Source organism: Kribbella sp. HUAS MG21, from assembly GCF_040254265.1.
Classification (GTDB): Bacteria; Actinomycetota; Actinomycetes; order Propionibacteriales; family Kribbellaceae; genus Kribbella.
On record NZ_CP158165.1, the window covers coordinates 7,462,435 to 7,481,112 of the forward strand.

At 70.7% G+C, this 18,678-nt stretch carries 22 protein-coding genes; 7 read left to right on the forward strand and 15 right to left on the reverse strand.

Annotated features, from left to right (window positions below):
* Window positions 1-67: 67 nt before the first annotated feature.
* Complete coding sequence (locus ABN611_RS36070; RefSeq protein WP_350276777.1) at window positions 68-676, forward strand: GNAT family N-acetyltransferase; 609 nt, start codon at window positions 68-70, stop codon at window positions 674-676.
* Here ABN611_RS36070 and ABN611_RS36075 read toward each other — a convergent pair.
* Together ABN611_RS36075 and ABN611_RS36080 are read right to left on the reverse strand one after the other, a co-directional pair.
* Complete coding sequence (locus ABN611_RS36075) at window positions 673-2,274, reverse strand: DNA polymerase Y family protein (RefSeq protein WP_350276778.1); 1,602 nt, start codon at window positions 2,272-2,274, stop codon at window positions 673-675. The two genes, ABN611_RS36070 and ABN611_RS36075, sit on opposite strands and share 4 nt — an antisense overlap.
* Window positions 2,274-3,095, reverse strand: a complete 822-nt coding sequence (locus tag ABN611_RS36080; RefSeq protein WP_350276779.1) for a hypothetical protein — start codon at window positions 3,093-3,095, stop codon at window positions 2,274-2,276. Before ABN611_RS36080 ends, ABN611_RS36075 begins: the two co-directional genes overlap by 1 nt.
* 76 nt (window positions 3,096-3,171) lie before the next feature.
* On the opposite strand from ABN611_RS36080, the gene ABN611_RS36085 reads away from it, so the two are divergent.
* The 4 genes from ABN611_RS36085 (at window position 3,172) to ABN611_RS36100 (ending at window position 5,173) form a co-directional block, all read left to right on the forward strand.
* Window positions 3,172-3,711 (forward strand): hypothetical protein, encoded by a 540-nt coding sequence (locus ABN611_RS36085; RefSeq protein ID WP_350276780.1) that lies wholly within the window; start codon window positions 3,172-3,174, stop codon window positions 3,709-3,711.
* Window positions 3,711-3,890, forward strand: coding sequence for a hypothetical protein (locus tag ABN611_RS36090; RefSeq protein ID WP_350276781.1), 180 nt, complete (start codon window positions 3,711-3,713; stop codon window positions 3,888-3,890). The genes ABN611_RS36085 and ABN611_RS36090 overlap by 1 nt, the downstream gene beginning before the upstream one ends.
* An 81-nt stretch (window positions 3,891-3,971) precedes the next feature.
* The gene (locus ABN611_RS36095; RefSeq protein WP_350276782.1) at window positions 3,972-4,436 is read left to right on the forward strand and encodes a PPOX class F420-dependent oxidoreductase; all 465 of its coding nucleotides are present in this window, start codon (window positions 3,972-3,974) and stop codon (window positions 4,434-4,436) included.
* Window positions 4,436-5,173, forward strand: a complete 738-nt coding sequence (locus tag ABN611_RS36100) for a PIG-L family deacetylase (protein WP_350276783.1) — start codon at window positions 4,436-4,438, stop codon at window positions 5,171-5,173. The genes ABN611_RS36095 and ABN611_RS36100 overlap by 1 nt, the downstream gene beginning before the upstream one ends.
* Here the strand turns inward: ABN611_RS36100 and ABN611_RS36105 are convergent.
* From ABN611_RS36105 to ABN611_RS36165, 13 genes are all read right to left on the reverse strand, one after another.
* On the reverse strand, window positions 5,139-5,828 hold the full coding sequence (locus tag ABN611_RS36105) for a GntR family transcriptional regulator (RefSeq protein WP_350276784.1): 690 nt from the start codon (window positions 5,826-5,828) through the stop codon (window positions 5,139-5,141). The genes ABN611_RS36100 and ABN611_RS36105 overlap by 35 nt on opposite strands.
* 136 nt (window positions 5,829-5,964) lie before the next feature.
* Entirely contained in the window at window positions 5,965-6,900 is a 936-nt protein-coding gene (locus ABN611_RS36110; protein WP_350276785.1) for a zinc-binding alcohol dehydrogenase family protein, read from the reverse strand.
* Between the two features lie 64 nt (window positions 6,901-6,964).
* A complete protein-coding gene (locus ABN611_RS36115) occupies window positions 6,965-7,876 on the reverse strand; it encodes an amidohydrolase family protein (protein ID WP_350276786.1) in 912 nt (303 codons plus the stop codon).
* A 1-nt stretch (window position 7,877) separates the two neighbouring features.
* On the reverse strand, window positions 7,878-8,270 hold the full coding sequence (locus ABN611_RS36120) for a cupin domain-containing protein (protein ID WP_350276787.1): 393 nt from the start codon (window positions 8,268-8,270) through the stop codon (window positions 7,878-7,880).
* Window positions 8,267-9,826: an FAD-dependent monooxygenase gene (locus tag ABN611_RS36125; RefSeq protein ID WP_350276788.1), complete on the reverse strand. Its 1,560-nt coding sequence runs from the start codon at window positions 9,824-9,826 to the stop codon at window positions 8,267-8,269. Before ABN611_RS36125 ends, ABN611_RS36120 begins: the two co-directional genes overlap by 4 nt.
* A complete protein-coding gene (locus tag ABN611_RS36130) occupies window positions 9,819-10,556 on the reverse strand; it encodes an SDR family oxidoreductase (RefSeq protein WP_350276789.1) in 738 nt (245 codons plus the stop codon). The genes ABN611_RS36125 and ABN611_RS36130 overlap by 8 nt, the downstream gene beginning before the upstream one ends.
* Window positions 10,553-11,251, reverse strand: coding sequence for a GntR family transcriptional regulator (locus tag ABN611_RS36135; protein ID WP_350276790.1), 699 nt, complete (start codon window positions 11,249-11,251; stop codon window positions 10,553-10,555). The genes ABN611_RS36130 and ABN611_RS36135 overlap by 4 nt, the downstream gene beginning before the upstream one ends.
* Window positions 11,248-12,084 (reverse strand): fumarylacetoacetate hydrolase family protein, encoded by an 837-nt coding sequence (locus tag ABN611_RS36140; RefSeq protein ID WP_350276791.1) that lies wholly within the window; start codon window positions 12,082-12,084, stop codon window positions 11,248-11,250. The genes ABN611_RS36135 and ABN611_RS36140 overlap by 4 nt, the downstream gene beginning before the upstream one ends.
* Before the next feature lie 40 nt (window positions 12,085-12,124).
* Window positions 12,125-12,520 carry a RidA family protein gene (locus tag ABN611_RS36145; RefSeq protein ID WP_350276792.1) on the reverse strand — a complete coding sequence of 132 codons (396 nt, stop codon included), beginning with the start codon at window positions 12,518-12,520 and terminating at the stop codon, window positions 12,125-12,127.
* A complete protein-coding gene (locus ABN611_RS36150; protein ID WP_350276793.1) occupies window positions 12,520-13,608 on the reverse strand; it encodes an Ldh family oxidoreductase in 1,089 nt (362 codons plus the stop codon). Before ABN611_RS36150 ends, ABN611_RS36145 begins: the two co-directional genes overlap by 1 nt.
* A gap of 115 nt (window positions 13,609-13,723) precedes the next feature.
* Window positions 13,724-14,503, reverse strand: coding sequence for an ABC transporter permease (locus tag ABN611_RS36155; protein WP_350276794.1), 780 nt, complete (start codon window positions 14,501-14,503; stop codon window positions 13,724-13,726).
* Window positions 14,500-15,312, reverse strand: coding sequence for an ABC transporter ATP-binding protein (locus tag ABN611_RS36160; protein WP_350276795.1), 813 nt, complete (start codon window positions 15,310-15,312; stop codon window positions 14,500-14,502). Before ABN611_RS36160 ends, ABN611_RS36155 begins: the two co-directional genes overlap by 4 nt.
* A gap of 26 nt (window positions 15,313-15,338) precedes the next feature.
* A complete protein-coding gene (locus ABN611_RS36165; RefSeq protein ID WP_350276796.1) occupies window positions 15,339-16,367 on the reverse strand; it encodes an ABC transporter substrate-binding protein in 1,029 nt (342 codons plus the stop codon).
* 361 nt (window positions 16,368-16,728) lie between these two features.
* Here ABN611_RS36165 and ABN611_RS36170 point away from each other — a divergent pair, with 361 nt between their 5' ends.
* Window positions 16,729-18,021, forward strand: a complete 1,293-nt coding sequence (locus tag ABN611_RS36170; RefSeq protein WP_350276797.1) for a histidine kinase — start codon at window positions 16,729-16,731, stop codon at window positions 18,019-18,021.
* A 1-nt stretch (window position 18,022) separates the two neighbouring features.
* The gene (locus ABN611_RS36175) at window positions 18,023-18,673 is read left to right on the forward strand and encodes a response regulator transcription factor (RefSeq protein WP_350276798.1); all 651 of its coding nucleotides are present in this window, start codon (window positions 18,023-18,025) and stop codon (window positions 18,671-18,673) included.
* The last annotated feature ends 5 nt before the right edge of the window (window positions 18,674-18,678 follow it).

Genomic DNA, 18,678 nt, shown 5'->3' on the forward strand with positions numbered 1-18,678 from the left:
TGGTCAACCTAAACCTTCTCGGGGTTCCGGAAGGCGGCCGTCCGGAACAGGGCCTAGTGTGCTCGGCATGCGGGTGATCGAGGAGTCGCAGGTGACCGTCGTCCCGGCGAACGAGGCGCCGTGGGAGGACCTGCAGGCGGTGTTCGGTACGGCGGACGCGGGCCAGTGCCAGTGTCAGCGGTTCAAGATCCGCGGGTGGATCTGGCGGGACTCGACACTGGACGAGCGGATGACGCGGCTGCAGGAGCAGACCGCCTGCGGTACGCCGGACGCGCCGTCGACGGCCGGGCTGATCGCGTACGTCGACGACGAGCCGGCCGGGTGGGTCGCCGTCGAGCCGCGCACGGCGTACCCGAAACTGCGCACCTCGCGGGTGCCGTGGGCGGACCGCGCCGAGGACAAGGACGACGAGAGCGTCTGGGCCGTCACCTGCCTGGTCGTCCGCAAGGGTTTCCGCGGGCGCGGCCTGACCTACCACCTGGCCCGCGCCGCGATCCCGCACGCCCGCGCCCGCGGCGCCCGGGCCCTGGAGGCCTACCCGATGCTCACCCAGCCCGGCAAGACCATCACCTGGGGCGAACTGCACGTCGGCCCCCACCAGGCCTTCGAGGAAGCCGGCTTCCACCAGCTCACCCACCCGACGCTCCGCCGTACCGTGATGCGCATCGATTTCTAGTCATAGGTGGCCTGGGCCTTCCAGGTGGCTCGGTGGAGGGTGAAGAGCCAGGCGCGGGTGTCGGCGGTGCGGAACTGGAAGCGGGCCTGGCGGGACTCGGTGGCGGGGTCCCACCAGCGTTCGGCGGTCAGCCAGGGGCCGGCCCAGGCGGTGATCGGGTACAGCTTGTTGCTGTCGGCAACTTGGTCGCCGCGGGCCGGGTGCAGCGCGAACGCGGTGGGGGTGCCGGACAGCTCGCCGCGGGCGGTGACCGCGACCTGGGTGCCGTCGGCGGCGAACACCTTCGCCGGGATCGGCTCCGGGAAGATCGTGGTCGGCGCGAGCGTCGGCCAGCGCGCGGGGTCCGCCCCGGTGATCGCCCCCGGCCACGGCTGGTCCGGAGGCCGCGCCGGGACCGCCGGGTCGCCCCACGGGACCAGCGTCTGCCGCTCCGCGAACCCGCGCCCGCCGCCGATCACCACCGACACGACCGCGCCGTGCCCGAGCATGCTCTGCACCCGCGACAGCGCGCGGTGGATCCGCTCGTCCGGCCCGCCGCCCCACAACCCGTCGGCATGCGCACCCACCGGGTCCGCCTGGTCCGGGACCAACCGGATCCGGACCACCGGCGAGGTCAGCTCGCTGGTCGCCGTGCCGCTGCCCTGGAGCTGCCAGCGCACCCGGTCCACGACGTCGGCCGCGGTGAACCAGCGCGGGTGCAGCCACTCGCGCTCGTGCACCCGGCCGGACTCGGTGCCGACCTCGACCCGCAGCGTCGTACACACCAGCCCGAGCTCGGTCAGCCGGACGATCAGCTCGTCGGCGATCGACCGGACCGCGAACGCGACCTGGTCGACGCGGTCGACGGACGGCTCGAAGTCGAGGGTCCGGGTGAGCTCCGGCGGGATCTCCCGGCCGGTCACCGGGCGGTCGTCACGCCCCCGGGCGAGCCGGTGCGCGAACGCGCCGTCCGGACCGAACCGGGTCAGCACCTCGGTCGCGGGCAGCTGCGCGAACGCACCCAGCGACCGCAACCCCAGCCGGCGCAGCAGGTCCGTGAGCGCCGGCTGCTCGAGGACGTCGACCGGCAACGGCGCGAGGAACTCCGGCGAACCGTCCGGCGGCACCACCCGCACCCGGGTCCGCGCGGAGCTCACCCGGGCCGCCTGCTCCGCGGCGAACGGGCCGTCGGCGATCCCGATCCGGCCACCCTGCACGTCGTACGTCTCCAGCCGGTCGAGCAGCTTGACCGCGGCCGCCTCCTCACCGCCGTAGAACCGCGCCGGGCCGCGGGCCTTCAGCGCGCACATCCCCGGACGGATCACCTGCACGCCCGGGGTGATCGCCTCCAGGCAGGAGATCACCGGGTCGAACGCGCGCGCGTCGAGGACCGGGTCGTACTTCAGCACGACCAGCTCCGGGCACCGCGACTGAGCGTCCCGCGCCCGCTGCCCGCGCCGCACCCCTTCGGCGCGCGCGGCGGCGGACGTGGCGAGCACCTTCCCCTTCTCCAGCACGGCGATCGGCTCGTCCGGGGACCGCCCGTCCGCGCCGGCAGCCGCCACCACCGGCCAGTCCGGCACCCACACCACCATTGTCCGGGTCAACCGCCGCGCCATCAGCCCACCGCGCCGATCTGTTCGGTCCACACGTCCTGGTCCCCGGCGCCGGCGAGCCGGGCGGGCTCGGCGGAGCGGACGGTGCCGTCGGGGCCGGGCAGCCAGAGGTCGTGCCGGGCGCGGACGGCGGCGCGGCGGCCGGTCACCGCGACCGTCGCCAGCCGGGCGCTGAGCAGGCCTTCGCCGTCGCCGAGCCCGCTCCAGGTGTTGCTCTCGATCTCGAACCGGGCCTCGCTGCCCGGCCAGGAACCGTACGCGATCAGCATCGCGCCGCGGGTCCGCAGCCGCGCGGCGAGCCGGGACGCCTCCCCCGGTGTCACCTCGCCGGGCGGACGGACGACCACCACGGTCAGCGCGTCGACCAGCGCGGCGACGACGCTGAGCCACTCGCGGCCGGGATCCGGGACGAGCACGAGCCGCTCCAGGTCCACGCCGAGCCCGCGCGCCGCCTCGGCCCCGAACGACGGCACCCCGACGACACCGCACCAGGCGCCCTCCGCGGACGGCCCGGCCATCAACGCCATCACCAGCGCGGCGCTCTCCCGCACGGAGTACGCCGAACCGCCACGCAGGCTCGCCCCGCCCAGCAGCTCCCGCACCGCCGGATGCGTCGGCAGCGCGCGCTCCACCCCCGCCGTGTCCAACGCCTGCTGCACCCGAGCCACCGAAGGCACCGGTCCTCCGACCGGGGCAAGCCGTCCCTCCGCCCGCTCCCGCCCGGAAACATCGGCGTCGGCCTTCTGCGCCTTGGCCTTGGCGAGGAGCAGGCGGGCGTGGTCGAGCGCTGTGACTCGGCCTTCCGCTGCCTTGCTCCCCGTCATACCCCCATGTTCGAACACCTGTTCGAACAAGTCAATCCGGTCGTCCACAGGGCCGCCGCTGGCTAGAGTCCGGGGCATGCGACGCGTCGATCACCCTCGGTTCACCGCCGCTCTCCGGCAGGTGGAGGACAGTATCGCCGCCGCCTGGGACAGTTTCTGCGTGGACGCCGGCGTCGACCCGGGTACGGCGGAAGCGCGCGAGCTGGCCGAGGTCGTACTGCAGGACACCTCCGAGTTCGACTGGCGGGTCGTGGACGGCGCGCTGAACCAGCTGACCTGCCCGGACTGCGGCTCGACGCTCGGCACCGGGGCCTCCGGGTGCCCGGGTTGCGACAAGGCGAACGGCTTCCGGTTCGCGGCGCGCGAGACCGACCGTCCCGGCGTACCTCCGGGCAACGAGCATGCGATCCGCGTGTCCTCGGCGGTGGCCCGTACCCGCGACCGCTACACACCACGCGCCCGCACCGGCTACGAGCTGCTCCTCCCCGACCTCCTGGCCGGAACGCTCCCCACGACCCCGGAGGCCCAGCGCTTCAAGCACCTCATCAACCAGCTCAGCGATCACGACCTGGAACACCTCGTCGACCCGGCAGACCTGCAGAGCAAGGAACACTGATGCACCAGCTGCACACCGAAGTCGTCCGCCACCACGACAACCTCGCCACCTGGCTCGGCAGCGAAGCGGATCCCGAACTCCTGGACGCGTTCCACCGCGCACACCACCCGGACTTCACCCTGACCTGGTGGTGTGCAGGTACCTCGAACGGCACTCGGTCGGTGGGCTTCGCCGGGTGACCGCCGTACTGGTTCCGCAGGGCGATCGCCTCCAGTGGCTCGCGGTCCACGAGACGGCGGTCGGCGCATAGGGTGAGAGGCATGCCAAGGACAATTGCCACCAACACCAAGGTCGGGCTCGACGAGTTGCTGGAGTTCGTGCGGCCGCGGCATCACATGCTGCTGATGACCACCAGGGCGGACGGGTCGGTGCAGGCCTCGCCGGTGTCGGGTGGGGTGGACGCCGAGGGGCGGATCGTCGTCTCGTCGTACCCGGAGCGGGCGAAGAGCTCGAACGTGAAGCGCGCCGGCAAGGCCAGTGTGGTCGTGCTGTCGGACGAGTGGAACGGCGCCTGGGTCCAGGTGGACGGTCGCGGCGAGGTGATCGAGCTGCCGGACGCGGTGGAGCCGCTGGTCGACTACTACCGGGCGATCTCCGGCGAGCACCCGGACTGGGACGAGTACCGCGAGGCGATGGTCAAGCAGGGCAAGTGCCTGATCCGCATCACCCCGGAACGCTGGAGCCCGATCGCCACCGGTGGTTTCCCGGCCCGGCTGGCTGATTGATGCGTACGGCGCTCGTCGTCCACGCGCACCCGGACGACGAGGTATTCGCGACGGCCGCCGCCACCTCGGTGCTGCACGAGCAGGGCTGGCACGTCGTACTGCGGGTCGCTACCGCCGGCCTGCACGGAGCCTCCGACCATCTGGACGCGTCCTGCGCACTACTGGGGATCGACGAGTGGGACTGGCTCGGTGCAGCAGGACAGTGGATCGACGACGGCGGCCGCAACGGCCCACGCACGTTGGCGGCCGCGTCACCACAAGACATCGCCGAAGCGATCCAGGCGGCGGCAGACGCGGTCGACCCGGAGCTGATCCTCACCGTGGGCAGTGACGGGCTGACAGGTCACCCGGACCACATCGCCGTCTCCCAAGGTGTCCAGCGCGCGCTGCAGCACCTTGACTGCCGTGCACTCGGCGCACGGGTCAGAGCGCAGGATGTACGTGCGGGTGCGCAACTGGTCCAGCAGCTCGCGCCAGGACAGCAGGTCGGGTCAGGGCACGTCAAAGGCTGTGACACGCCACTGCTGGAGGTCGGTGGAGCGTCGGAGCAGCAACGGCGGCTGGCACTGGACGAGTACTACGACGGTCTGGGCAGCAGGCCGCTCGCAGAACTGCTCGGAGTGCACAGAGCGAGCAGCGACGGCCTGCTGCTGCGGGCGGTGTTCGACGCGACCGGCTGGCAGACCGACCGGTTCGAGGAGCTCACTGCTTGGAGCGACGTTCCATCGTCTCGGTGATCCGCTGCATGGCGCCTTCGAGGTGTTCGCGCAGTGCTGTCTCCGCGGCTTCCTCGTCGTGGGCCAGGCACGCGTCGAGGATCGCCTGGTGCTCGCGGCGGGTCTGCTCGATCCGGGCCTTGGTCTGCCGGGAGCCGAACCGGTAGCGCTCGCTGTTCTGCCAGACCGGCTCGATCGCCCGCGGCAGCCACCGCGAACCGCCGGCCCGGTAGATCGCGAAGTGGAACTCGGTGTGCGCCTGCCGGGAGGCGATGTTGTCGCCCAGCTTCGACAGCCGGACGTGCTCGGCGAGCGCCGCCCGCGCGGTCGACGCGTCCGACTCCGAGAACCGGGTGGCGGCCGCGCGCACGGCCAGCGACTCCAGGGCCAGCCGGGTCTCGTGGGTGTCGCGCAGGTCCTCCAGCGACAGTTCCCGCACCCAGGCGCCCTTGTGCGGCACGATCTCGACCAGACCGAGCGCCGCCATCCGCCGCAGTCCTTCCCGGATCGGCATCTGGCTCATGTCGAGTCGCTTGGCGAGCTCCTCGAGCCGGAGCGCTGTACCGCTCGGCAGTTCGCCGGACAGGATGAGCTCGTGCAGCTCGGCCGCGGCCTCCTCGGCGAGCGTACGACGCCCGGTAGGTCCCCCAGGCGTGAGCTCGAGACGTCGGATCATCAGTAGCGGGCTGCCTCTCTCCTCTTCAGCTCTGGAGGTACCGTAGCCGCCTAGTGGGCATCCGGTGGCTTTTCGCTCACAGATTGCTCAGCTGAAGGCCCAGCAAACACAAGTGGTCTAGGCCGCGTGCTGCTCCTCAGAGAGCCGACAGGTCGAGCAGGACGCGTCCGCCCTGGCGGTGCAGCACCTCGCCGATCCGGTCGGCAGGTACGACGTCGTAGTCCGCCCGCCAGGACACCGGAGCGATGTCCGTCAGCGCCTGACCGACAGCATCAGGGGCCAGCACGGTCCGCTGCAGATTCACCGGCAGCACGCGCAAATCGCGGCCCACCAACTGGTGCAGATCGATCGTCGTGAACTCGCCGGCCTTGTAGCCCAGGACGGCGATCCGCCCGCCCGGGGTGACATGCCCGAGCACGCCACCGGTCACCGGACCGCCCATGGTGTCGATGACCGCGTCGCACCACGGCAGCTCCCGGCCCACCTGCCCCAGTCCGTCCACCCGGACGACCTGGTCGACCAGGCCCGCCGCACCGTCGGCGGAATCGTCCAGCGACACCAGCCCGATCACCCGGGACGCACCGGCCGACCGCGCGATCGCAGCACACAGGCGCCCGACCAGACCCGTCACACCGGTGACGACCACAGTCTCCCCCGGCTGTACGTCGGCCACTCGCCGTACTGCGGTATACGCGGTCAACGCGGGCGTCAGCAACGCCAGCGCCGCGCCCGCGTCCAGCGACGCCGGCAACGGATGTACGGCGGCATCCGGCACGATGGCGTACCGCCCCCAGACACCCGGCCGCGTCACGCCGACGCCCGCACCGCGGACCACGACAGCCGCGCCGACCGCCGCGACGTCCGAGCTGACCACCACCCCGACACCCTCGGAACCCGGCACGAACGGCACGGCCGGCTGCTTGCCGGCCAGCGTCGTCCGGTCCAGTGAGGTCACCGCGGCCAGCCGCATCTCGACCAGCGTCTCACCCGGACCGGCTGTCAGCTCGACCTCGTCGGCCTTCAGCTGCTCCCCCGGTCCGTTGCTCTGCAACACAGTCCCCCGTGCACTCACACCGCTACCCCGTTCCCCACGATTTGATATCTGATCACGACCTCGACCAGACGAAAACTCCGTCTCAGCACGCGACGACCTCCTTTGCGAGCGGCCGGGTGAGTACCTCGGCCGTCGCGGACCGCTCGGTGGCGCGCACCGTGGACACCTCGTCGCTGCCCATCGGGAACGGCCAGTCGCTCCCGGCCAGCACCCGCTCGGGCCCGAACGTCCTCGCCAGCAGCTCCAGTACGGCGGCGTCGTGCACCAGGTCGTCCACGTAGAACCGGCGCAGCGCCTCGGCGACCGGCAGGGACACCGGCTCGATCCCCGGCCGGGCCTGGTCGATCCCGCGCTGCCACCGTCCGGCGACGGCCGCCGTCACACCACCCCCATGACACAAGCAGAACCGGATCCCCGGGAACCGCCCCGGCACGTCCGCGAAGACGAGCGAGGCCGCCGCCACTCCGGTCTCGTACGGATTCCCCAACAGGTTCGACAGGTAGAACGAGTCAAGCCGCTTGTCGTCACTGTGTCCCGGGTGAATCAGCGTGAACGCCTCCAGCGCGTCCAGCACCCGCCACACCGGATCCAGGCCGGCGTAACTCGGCGTACCGAGGGCGAAGCCACCGAACACACCCTCCCTGCCCAGTGCTGCGGCTACGGCAGGTGCGTCCGGGTGGAGCAGCGGGAGGTGCGCCAGCACGCGCAGCTGCGGTGTGGCGAGCTCCCGGAGGCCCTGGTTCACCAGCTCGCTCCACTCGACGCCTGCGTCGTACCGGAAAAGGGCCGGCGGCACCGACACCACAGCGCCGTCCAGGTCCTGCGCGGAGACCCAGTGCAGCAGCGCCGCCGGGTCGGCCAGGCGGCGCAGCGGCAGCCGCTCCCCGTCGACGACCAGCGAACCGTTGTCGACGGACAGCCCGAACTCACCCCGGTGCGCCGCCGACAGCACGGTCGGCGGTATCAGGTGGGTGTGGATGTCCCAACCGGCCATGTCAGCGGGCGTCCTCGTCGTTGTCGTAGAAGTCCGGGCGCTCCGGGTAGTGCGGACCGTCGTACACCTCGAGCAGGACAGAGGTCTCCTCCGCCCGCGTCGGCCCGTGCACCACGCCCTTCGGGTTCCAGTAGAAGCTGCCCTTGGTCAGCGTCGTACCGGTCGGCAGGTACACGTACCGCCCGGACAGGCAGAACATGAACTGGTTGGAGGCGTGCTTGTGCTCCGACGGGATCCCGGACCCCTTCTCGAACCGCACGAGCGCGATCGACGCCTCGGTCACCGGGTCCCGCCAGAGCATCTTGTGGGACAGGCCCGCGAGCGACTTGTCCACCCACTCCAGGTCGTCCGTCTGCAGCAGGATCTCCCGCAACGGCTCGTCGAAACTACTCACGGCACCTCCCGTCCGGTGACCCGGGTGTACAGCTCCTCGGCGACACCGGTACCCATCGGAGCAACCGCGGCGATGTGACCGTCCGGCCGGAGCAGTACGACGCTGTCCGCCGGTACGCCGTACCGCTTGGTGGCGACGCTGCCCGGGTCGAACAGCGCCCTGTCCCGCAGACCGGAGTCGTGCGGCGCGTCCCACCGGGACACGGCGTAGTGCTTCAACGCCGGCGATGCGTTGGCCGGGATCTCCGGCCGCCGCCGTACGTCGGTGAAGTAGAGGGCCACGAACGCGTCGCGGCACAGGTCGTGGATCGTCGTCCGACCGGTAGGGCTCTGCAGCACCAGGTCCGGCGCCCGGTCGCCCGCCCGAACGGCGGGCGGCGCGGCGGACGTGGCCACCATCGACCAGTCGCCCACACCCTCGACGTCGAGCCGCACGCTCAGCAGCGTCCGGTTGTACGCCGTGGCCCACGGGCCCGTCGCCTCGGTGACAGCACCCTGCTGGAAGGACATGTACTTGCGGGCCGCCTCGGCCATCTCACCCGAGCCCTCGATCGCCACCGGACGCTGCTCCTGCTCGTAGCCGTCCAGCAACGACTCGTCGGCCCAGCCACGCAGTACCCAAGCCAGCCGCCACGGCAGGTTGGACGCGTCCAACGCGCCGGTGTTCAGCCCGAGCGCCCACATCGGCGTGATGAGGTGCGCCGCGTCGCCCATCAGGAAGACCTTGCGCTCCGCGGTCCACTGCTCGGCGACCCGGTGGTGCACGTTGTAGACGACAGACCCCAGGAGCTCGATGCGGTCCACCTCACCGATGAACTGCTTCACCTTCACCAGTAGGTCCTCGTCACCCGGCGCGTCGGCACCCGGCGCCAGCGGGAACAGGAACCGCCAGTTGTCCGGCTGCCGGATCAGCACCATCCACTCGGACTTGTCGGCGAAGTACGCGAGGTACGGGTAGTCCCTGGCGTTGTCGACGTCCAGGTCGACCACGACGTCGATCAGCATGTACCGCTCGGGCAGGGTCTCCCCCACCACCTTGACTCCGAGCGCGTCGCGGACCCGCGAGCGGCCGCCGTCGCAGGCCAGCAGGTGCGACGCCTCCAGCTCCTGCGGACCGTCCGGGGTCTCCAGCTGCAGGACGACGCGGTCGTCGCGGATCTCGAACGACGTCATCCGGTGCCGCGTCCGCACCGGCTCCGGCAGCGCGGCGGCCAGCAGCGGCTCCATCTTCTGCTGCGGCAGGTTGATCACGAACGGGAACTGCGTGTCGTTCACCAGCTCGGCCAGCTGCACCGACGCCCGCGGCGTGTTGGTGGCCCGGTCGATGTCACCGATCTCGTCGATCCGCAGCGCGGCGCCGAGGATGCGGTCCACCGCGCCGTACCGGTTCCAGATCTCCAGCGTCCGGCTGAGCGTCGTTCCGGCCTTGGTGTCGGAGGACAGTACGGCGTCCTCCTCGAGCAGCACGTACGGGATGCCGTAGTGCGCCAGGCCGAGCGCGGTGGTCAGGCCGATCGGGCCCGCGCCGACCACCGCCACAGGCAGCTGTTCAGTCACTCGTCACTCCAGAGAAGCTCGTGAGCTTGCCAAAGGCCCGTTCCCGGGTCAGCGACGACCCGGTCATCGCGGCCGCGTCGGACAGCAGGAACAGCAACGGGCCGACCACGTCCTCGGGGTCACCGATACCTATGGTGTCCTGCCAGTGCTCCCGGTCCGCACCGGCGTTCGCTCCACGGAACTGCTCCGTGTCGATCACCCCAGGTGCGACGACGTTGACCCGGACCCGGTCCGCGGCCACCTCCGCGGCCAGCGTCTTCGCGAACGCCACCAGCGCCGCTTTGCTCGCCGCGTACGCCGCGGCGCCCGGGTAGCCGGTCGACGCCATGCCGGACGTGAACACCACCACCGAACCGGACCGGCGGGCCACCATGTGCGGTACGACCGCCTGACAGGCCCAGACCACGCCGTCCAGGTTCACCTGCAACGTCCGCGTCCACTCGGCCGGGTCCTGGTCCAGTACGGCTGACCGCGGCTGCACTGCCGCACCGGCGACCAGGCCGTCGATCCGCCCGTACCGCTCGACCACGCCGGCTACTGCCGCCTCAACGGCTGCCCGGTCGGCTACGTCGACCTTGACGTGCTCCACACCGTCAATCGGGGCAGCCATATCCAGGACTACCGCAGTACCACCAGCTGCGTTCACTGCTGCAGCCAGCGCCGCACCGATGCCCTGCGCGCCGCCGGTGATCAGCACGACCTCACCGGTCGCGTCGAAGCTGGCCCTCATGGGGTGTCCCGCTGCTTCGACGTCATGGTCTCCGTGATCCGCTGGAACGCCCTGGCCAGGTGGCTGCGCAGCGCCTGCTCGGCCGCGTCCGGATCACGCGCCACACACGCGTCCAGGATCGCCTGGTGCTCCTGCCGGCTCCGCTCGATCAGGAACGCGGTCGGCCGACTGCCGAACCGGTACCGCTCGCTGTTCTGCCACACCGGCTCGATCGCGCGCGGCAACCACTGGGAACCGCTGGCCCGGTAGATCGCGAAGTGGAAGTCCGCATGCGCCTCACGCGCACCGGCGGAGTCCTCTGCCCGCGACAACCGGAGGTGCTCGGCCAACGCCGCCGCAGCCTTCGTGAGGTCCTCCTCGTTGAAGCGGGCTGCCGCCGCCCGTACTGCGAGACTCTCCAACGCCAGCCGGGTCTCGTGCGTGTCCCGCAGATCTGCCAACGACAGGTCCCGGACCCACGCGCCACGGTGCGGAATGATCTCCACCAGGCCAAGCGCCTCCAGCCGACGCAGGCCTTCCCGCACAGGCATCTGGCTCATCTCCAGCCGGCTCGCCAGCTCCACCAGGCGCAACGGCGTACCGCTGGGCAGCTCGCCGGACAGGATCAGCTGGTGCAGCTCGGCGGCCGCGTGCTCGGCGAGGGTACGGCGACCACTCTTGCCGCCACCCGGCAGCAGCTCCAAGGGCCCGCTCACCTGCGCGCTACCCGGTTGCGCAGCTCACCGAGCTTGTCGGCACGCGTGACGACCACGTCACCCTCCTGCAGGAACACCTGCGGCTCGCGGGCGTTGCCGATGCCGGCCGGCGTACCGGTCAGCAGCAGGTCGCCCGGGCGCAGCGTCATACCGAAAGAGAGCTCACTGATCAGCGTGGCCACGTCGAACGCCATCTGGCGCGTGGACGCGTCCTGGCGCACCTCACCGTTGACCAGGCACTGCAGGCGGATGTCCTGCGGGTCGCCGAGCTCGTCCGCGGTCACGATCCAGGGGCCGAGCGGCATCGTGGCGTCGATGCTCTTGCCCTTCAGCCACTGCCCGCCGTGCGCACGCTGCAGGTCCCGTTGCGACACGTCGTTGGCGAGCAGGTAACCCCAGACGTGGTCCAGCGCGTCCTCGACCGCGATGTTCTTGCCGGTCTTCCCGATCACCAGCGCGACCTCGGCCTCGTAGTCCCACTTGGCGGAGATCGCCGGGTCCCAGGCGATGTCGTCGTACGGGCCGATCACCACGTCCGGGCCCTTGGTGAAGAACGTCGGGTGCTCGGGCCGGTCCACGTCCTGGCCCTCGCGCTTGCCCCGGCTCTCCTCGAAGTGGTCCCAGTAGTTCCACCCGGTGCAGAGGATGTCCCGCCGGAACCGCCGCAGCGGCGCCCGCAGGATCTCTTCGCGGTACGGGATCTTGTCCACCACCGCCGGCACGCCGGCGGTGATCACCTCGGTCAGGTCCGTTGCGTCGAGCAACGACACCGTGTCGCCCTCGAGGACGCCGGGCCGCTCGGACCCGGCGTACTCGACCATCACGTACTTCATCTCAGGTCCACTCGACACCGCGCACGAAATTCACCCCCGGTCAAGAGACCACCGCGATCGCGCTGATCTCGATCAGATAGTCAGGATGGGCGAGCTTGCTGACCTCGACCATCGTCGAAGCCGGCAAGGGTTCGGTGAAGTACTGCGCCCGGACCTCGTGGATCTTGGCGAAGTCCTCCATGTTGCGGACGTACACGTCCACGCGGCAGACGTCCGCGAGCGTGCCGCCGGCGGCCTCGACCGCGGCCTGCACGTTCTCGCACACCTGCCGGGTCTGCTCCCGCACGTCCCCGACGCCCGCGATGCTGCCGTCCGGGCGGCGCGCGGTCATCCCGGACACGAACACCAGCCGCCCGGTCGCCTCGACCGTGGTCGCCTGCGAGAACACCCCGTTCGGGCTCCGCAGCGCGTCCGTGGACACCTGTGTCTTGGGCATCAGCTCACCATCCCTCCGGCCGGGACGACGGCGCCGGCCGCGCGTGCGGCCGCCAGCAACCCGTCGAGTCCCGACCTCTCGATCAGCACACCGTTGCGCCGCTGCTGCGCCGCACGTTCCGCCTCGATCTCCCCCGGCAGGTACAGCCGGTTCACGCCCGGCGCGGTCGCGCTGCCGCGGATCCGGGCGGCCAGCCCGGACGAGCGCCGGCGGAAGTCCTCGACGCCGCCCATCAGCTCCGGATCGATGGCCAGGAACAGGTGTGCGCAGTCGTTCGGCCGGTCCGGCTCCCGGTAGAGCGGGCGGACCTGGTCACCCCAGCCGCCGCCGCTCAGGACGCCGGTGAGCACGTCGATCATCAGCGCCAGCCCGAAACCCTTGTGGCCCGCGGCCGGCAGCAGCATGCCGAGCACCGCCTCGTCCGGGTCCGTGGTCGGGGTACCGGAGGCGTCGGTCGCCCAGGTGTCCGGGATCGGCCGGCCCGCCGACGCGGCCAGCCGGATCTTGCCGAGGGCAACGGCCGACAACGCCATGTCCAGCACGATCTCCACGCCGGCCGTGGTCGGCACCGCGATCGCCAGCGGGTTGTTGCCGACCAGGCGCTCCGCACCGCCGGGTGCAGGCATCAGCGGCGTGGTGTTCGACATCGCGATACCGATACACCCCGCCGTACCGGCCTGCATGGCCCAGCGGCTCGCGGCGCCGAAGTGGTGCGCGTTGCGGACCGAGACGATGCCGATGCCGTACCGACCGGCGCGCTCGATCGCGTGGCCCATCGCCTGCGGGCTGGACAGCTGGCCCATCCCGCCGCGGGCGTCCACCACCATCGCGGCGCCCGCGTCGTAGAGGATGTCGAGCTCGCGCTCCCGGGTGACGCCGCCGGCGTTCAGCCGTTCGACGTACATCGGGACCAGCATCACGCCGTGCGAGCTGACGCCGCGCAGGTCCGCCTCGACGAGCGCCGCGGCGATCTCCGCCGCGTCCTCCGCCTCGAACCCGACCGCGGTGAACACCGCCTCGACCGTCGCCTCCAGCCACTCCGGCCGGACCAGCACCCGCCGATCCGCGTCGGAAGCTTGCGCGGTCATGGGGCCTCCCGTCCTGGACTGAGGAGCGGAGGGAGCGCAGCGACCGGAGCGACGAGGGAAGGACGGGAGTCACAGCCCCATGACCCAGCGCGCCGGAGGCGCGCAATATGCACGGTCATCGCTTTTCCTGGGCCCATGGCAGGAGTAAATGCTCCAGGAGGACCAGGCCATAGAAGAGGACGATGCTCATCACGCTCAGCAGGGTGATCGCGGCGAACGCGAGGGTGGTGTCCGCGCTCGCGCCGGACTGCTGGATCACGTAGCCGAGACCCTTGGTGGCACCCACGAACTCGGCGATCACCGAACCGATCACCGCCAGCGAGATCGCCACCTTGAACCCGGTGAAGATCTGCGGCATCGCGTACCGCAGCCGGAGCTTGAAGAACTCCTGCGCCCGGCTCGCGTTCAGCGAGCGCATCAGCTCGACGAGCTCGGTCGGCGTCGACTTCATCCCCTGCGCCGTCGAGATGACGATCGGGAAGAAGCACATCAGCAGCACCATCACGACCTTCGGCCACTGCCCGAAGCCCATCCAGATCACCAGCAGCGGCGCGATCGCCACCTTCGGGATCGAGTTCACCATCAGCAGCAGCGGGTAGACCAGGCGCTCGAGGATCACCGAGCGGACGATCACCAGCGCGATCGGTACGCCGATCACGATCGCGAGCAGGAAGCCCTCGATCGTCTCCAGCAGCGACGTCCAGGTCTCCGACAGCAGGGCGCCGGGCTGCTCGAAGAACTTGAGCACCACGTCCCACGGACTCGGCAGCAGGTACGGCTCGATCGCGAACACGATCGTCGCGAGCCACCACAGCGCGATCGCCCCCACCAGGCCGACGACCGGGAGCACGACGGCGGCGGTCGGCGAGGTGGTCAGCCAGGACCTCTTGGTCATCGCGACCGCACCTCGTCCGCCGGACGCACCTCAGCAGCGTCCTTCCCGGCATCCTTCTCGGCGAGCAGCGCGTGCAGCCGGCCGCTGATCGCGGCGACCTCGGTCAGGTGCGCGTTCTGGCCGAGGCTGCGCGGCCGCGGGATGTCGATGTCCACGACCTCCCGCATCCGGCCCGGCCGCGGCGTCAGCACGACCACCCGGTCGGCGAGTACGACGGCCTCCTCGATCGAGTGCGTGACGAACACGATCGTGGTGGACAGCTCCATCTTGATCCGCTGCAGCTCCTCGGACAGCTCGGTCCGGGTGAGTGCGTCGAGCGCCGAGAACGGCTCGTCCATCAGCATCACCTGCGGGTCGCGGATCAGCGACCGGCACAGTGAGACCCGCTGCTGCATCCCGCCGGACAGCTCGTGCGGCAGCCGCCGCTCGAACCCCTGCAGGCCGACCAGCTCGAGCAACTCGTGGGCCCGGTCCCGGTACGCCGCCTTGTCGCGCGTGCCCTTGTCGATCTCGACCGGCAGCATCACGTTCGAGAGCACCGAACGCCAGGGCAGCAGCGCCGGCCGCTGGAACATGAACGAGACGTCCCGGCGAGGCCGGGTGACGGGCTCCCCCGCCACCCGGACCGTGCCGGAGGTCGGCGGCAGCAGTCCCGCGATCAGCCGGAGCAGCGTGGACTTGCCACAGCCGGACCGGCCGATCAGCGTGACGAACTCACCGCCGCGAACGTGCAGGTCGATCTTCTCGAGGGCGGTCACCCGGCCCTCGCGTCCGTCGAAGACCTGCCCCACGCCGTCCAGGCGAATCATCCGGTTCCAGTACTCCTGTCCTCAGCTCAGCTCTTCGGGGCCAGGCTCAGCGTCACGACGTCCTCGGGCGTGACCGAACCCTTGGGCATCGCGTTCGACTCCTCCAGCAGCGAGATGATCTTCTGCACCCGCTCCTTGGTGACGTCGCCCAGCGGGCCGTTGAAGCTGTCCGGCTTGACGTACTTCTTCATGATCTCGAGTTCCTTGGTGGCCACCTCGAGGTCGGTGTTCGGCACGTGCTTCTTCAGGATCGCGGCGGCCCCGGCCGGGTCGTTCACGGTGTCCTGCAGGCCCTTGAGCAGCGCGTTGGTGAACTTCTTCACCTGGTCCGGGTGGTCCTTCGCCAGGTCCGACCGGGTGATGATCGCGTTGCCGTAGAGGTCCGGCAGCACGTCGCCGTACGGCAGCGTCTTGGCCTTACGGTGCTTCTCCTTGTCGGCCTTCTCGATCAGCGGCTCGCCGACCACGAACTGCCCGATGCCCTGCACCTTGCCGGACACCAGCAGGTTCGGCAGGCTCGGCGGCGGCGACGGGAGGAACGTGACCGACTTCGGGTCGATGCCGACCGCCTTCGCGTAGACCGGGAACATCACCGTGTTGGTGGACCCCGGCTGGTCGCCGATCGTCTTGCCGACCAGGTCCTTGGGACCGTTGATGCCCATGCCCTCGAGCGACATGATCGCGGCCATCGAGCGCTGGTGGATCATGCCGACCGTGGTCACCGGCAGCTTCTGCTTGCCGAGGGTGATCACGGTCGCGGTGAAGTCGCCGATGCCGTAGTCGGCCTGGCCGCCGGCCACCAGCTTCATCACGTCGACGGTGCCGGAGCCGGGCGTGATCTTGACGTCGAAGCCGGCGTCCTTGAAGTAGCCCTTCTCCAGCGCGACGTACGCGTACGCCTCGCGGCCGAAGGTGTTGAACGACGTCAGGTAGCTGACCTTCTGCAGCCCGTCGCCGGCCCCGTCCGCGGCCTTGTTGTCGTCACCGTTGCACGCACTCACCAGGGCGAGCCCCAGGACCGCCATCAGGGCGATGACGGAACGCCTCAACCTCATATCGACCTCTCTCGTCCCGATATTTGATCAAACATCAAATATGGAAAGGTGGTCAATCAGCCCGCGGGGTCTTCACGGGGACTTAACGTCCGCCGCACCGGGTCCTCGCAGTCCTGCTGGCCACCCGTCCTGGAGCCGTTCCCCATACCCGTCCGTAACCGGGCGGGCACCCGCCCCGACCACAGACCGTACCTGCCTGGGCAGCAGATCGCGACGCCCGCGACCGCCGAACCCGGCGGCACCGCGTCAAATTTGCGTAAACCCTCAACTTCTTCGTGATCCAGCCCACGTGGACGGCCCGGAATCGCGGGTCACTCCCCGGAGGGAGGCGGCACCGGCCCGGCTTTGACACGATGTCACCGTGAGCGAGGTGCTGCGACGGGTGGGGCGGGCGATCGGTTGCCTGTGGCGTCCGTCGACGTACCTGCGTTGGGTGTACCTGCTGCTCGGGGCGGCGCTGGTGCTGGCGTTCATCCTGGTGAGCAGCGGGCTGGGGGCGCTGATCTCCGGGCTCGGGCTGCCGAAGGTTGCCAACAGCATCCTCTGGGTGCTGTTCGGGCTGCTGCCAGCGGTCGTGCTCGGCCTGTTGCCGGCCGTCCGCGAGGTCGAGGGCATCGCCGTCGAGTCGCTGCTCGCGGTCCGGTTCGAGGAACGGCCGCTCGGTCCGTCGCGGACCTGGGCGCAGCGGCGCCGGACCACGCTCTGGTTCTGCCTGCATCTGCTGTCCGGCGGCGTGGTGGGCATCGTGAGCACGATCGTGTTCGGTGTCGGCGCGGTCTGGCTGGCGGCGCCGTTCCGCTTCCCCGGCTCGCACGAGATCGTCCCCGGCTGGTCGTACGACATCCGCGGCGACTGGACCGATCTGTGGATGCCCGTCGCGGCGCTCGGCGGCCTCGCGCTGCTCTTCTACCTGTCCGCCGCCGTCGGCGCGCTGCTCGCCTATTTGGCGCCGCGCGTCCTCGGACCCACCGCGGCCGAGCGGATCGAGCTGCTCGAGCAACAGACCGCGACGCTTGCCGAACGCAACCGTCTCGCCCGCGAGCTGCACGACAGCGTCGGGCACGCGCTCAGCCTGGTCACCATCCAGGCGGCGGCCGCGCGCCGCGTGCTGGCGAGCGACCCGGAGTTCGCCGAGACCGCGCTGGCCGCGATGGAGACCTCCGCGCGCGCCGCCCTCGCGGACCTCGACCACGTCCTCGGGCTGCTCCGCGACGACCGGCGGCCGGGCGCCCGGACGGCACCGCAGGCCACCCTCGGCGGACTGGACCGCCTGGTCGAGGCGACCCGCGCCGGCGGCATCACGGTCGAGGTCGAACGGTCCGGTCAGCTGGAGCAGCTGCCCGCGGCCGTGTCCCGCGAGGCCTACCGGATCGTCCAGGAAGGCCTCACCAACGCGATCCGGCACGCGGGCCGCCCGGCCGGCGAACTCGCCGTACAGCTCTCGATCTGCCTGGACGCGTCCGGCCTGCGGCTCGCGGTGAGCAATCCCGTCACCGGCAAGTCCGATCACTCGGGCGGCGGCCGCGGCCTGGCCGGGATCCGTGAAAGAGTCGCCGTACTGCGCGGCACCGTCGACGCCGGACCGATCACCCGCCCGGACGGCCCGGGCTGGCAACTGGCCGTCAGCCTGCCGGTCAGCGTGACGAGAGGATGACATGAACCTGTCCGTGGTCGTCGTCGACGACGAGCCGTTGATCCGTAGTGGGCTGCGGGCCATCATCAACGCCGAGGCGGATCTGACGGTCGTCGGTGAGGCAGGTGACGGCGCGGAGGTGCTGCCGCTGGTACGGCGGACCGGACCGGACGTCGTACTGATGGACGTCCGGATGCCCGCGGTGGACGGCATCCAGGCGACCCGGCTGCTGCTCGACAGCCTCGACCCGGCGCCGCGGGTGCTGGTGGTGACGACGTTCGAGAACGACGACTACGTGTACGACGCGCTGCGCGCCGGTGCGTCCGGGTTCCTGCTCAAGCGGACGCCGCCGGACGACATCATCGCGGCGATCCGGACGGTCGCGCGGAGCGAGTCGCTGCTGTTCCCGGAGGCGATCCGCGCGCTCGCGCTGGCGCACGTGGGCACCCCGGCGCCGAGCGGTCTCGACGAGTACCAGCTGACCGAGCGCGAGCAGGAGGTACTGCGGCTGATGGCCCGCGGGTTGTCGAACGCGGAGATCGCCGGTGAGCTGATCCTCGGTCTGCAGACGGTCAAGACCCACGTGGCGAACGTGCTCGCCAAGCTCAACGCCCGGGACCGCACGCAGGCCGTGATCCGGGCCTACGAGTCAGGTTTCGTCCCACTGCACTGAGCGGG

Excerpts from the sequence above, each read along its gene's own strand:
- ABN611_RS36160 (WP_350276795.1), bottom strand. The coding sequence starts at position 15,312 with ATGATTCGCCTGGACGGCGTGGGGCAGGTCTTCGACGGACGCGAGGGC.
- ABN611_RS36155 (WP_350276794.1), bottom strand. The coding sequence starts at position 14,503 with ATGACCAAGAGGTCCTGGCTGACCACCTCGCCGACCGCCGCCGTCGTG.
- ABN611_RS36075 (WP_350276778.1), bottom strand. The coding sequence starts at position 2,274 with ATGGCGCGGCGGTTGACCCGGACAATGGTGGTGTGGGTGCCGGACTGG.
- ABN611_RS36140 (WP_350276791.1), bottom strand. The coding sequence starts at position 12,084 with ATGAAGTACGTGATGGTCGAGTACGCCGGGTCCGAGCGGCCCGGCGTC.
- ABN611_RS36145 (WP_350276792.1), bottom strand. The coding sequence starts at position 12,520 with ATGCCCAAGACACAGGTGTCCACGGACGCGCTGCGGAGCCCGAACGGG.
- ABN611_RS36165 (WP_350276796.1), bottom strand. The coding sequence starts at position 16,367 with ATGAGGTTGAGGCGTTCCGTCATCGCCCTGATGGCGGTCCTGGGGCTC.
- ABN611_RS36070 (WP_350276777.1), top strand. The coding sequence starts at position 68 with ATGCGGGTGATCGAGGAGTCGCAGGTGACCGTCGTCCCGGCGAACGAG.
- ABN611_RS36115 (WP_350276786.1), bottom strand. The coding sequence starts at position 7,876 with ATGGCCGGTTGGGACATCCACACCCACCTGATACCGCCGACCGTGCTG.
- ABN611_RS36085 (WP_350276780.1), top strand. The coding sequence starts at position 3,172 with ATGCGACGCGTCGATCACCCTCGGTTCACCGCCGCTCTCCGGCAGGTG.
- ABN611_RS36150 (WP_350276793.1), bottom strand. The coding sequence starts at position 13,608 with ATGACCGCGCAAGCTTCCGACGCGGATCGGCGGGTGCTGGTCCGGCCG.
- ABN611_RS36100 (WP_350276783.1), top strand. The coding sequence starts at position 4,436 with ATGCGTACGGCGCTCGTCGTCCACGCGCACCCGGACGACGAGGTATTC.
- ABN611_RS36175 (WP_350276798.1), top strand. The coding sequence starts at position 18,023 with ATGAACCTGTCCGTGGTCGTCGTCGACGACGAGCCGTTGATCCGTAGT.
- ABN611_RS36095 (WP_350276782.1), top strand. The coding sequence starts at position 3,972 with ATGCCAAGGACAATTGCCACCAACACCAAGGTCGGGCTCGACGAGTTG.
- ABN611_RS36080 (WP_350276779.1), bottom strand. The coding sequence starts at position 3,095 with ATGACGGGGAGCAAGGCAGCGGAAGGCCGAGTCACAGCGCTCGACCAC.
- ABN611_RS36090 (WP_350276781.1), top strand. The coding sequence starts at position 3,711 with ATGCACCAGCTGCACACCGAAGTCGTCCGCCACCACGACAACCTCGCC.
- ABN611_RS36105 (WP_350276784.1), bottom strand. The coding sequence starts at position 5,828 with ATGATCCGACGTCTCGAGCTCACGCCTGGGGGACCTACCGGGCGTCGT.
- ABN611_RS36130 (WP_350276789.1), bottom strand. The coding sequence starts at position 10,556 with ATGAGGGCCAGCTTCGACGCGACCGGTGAGGTCGTGCTGATCACCGGC.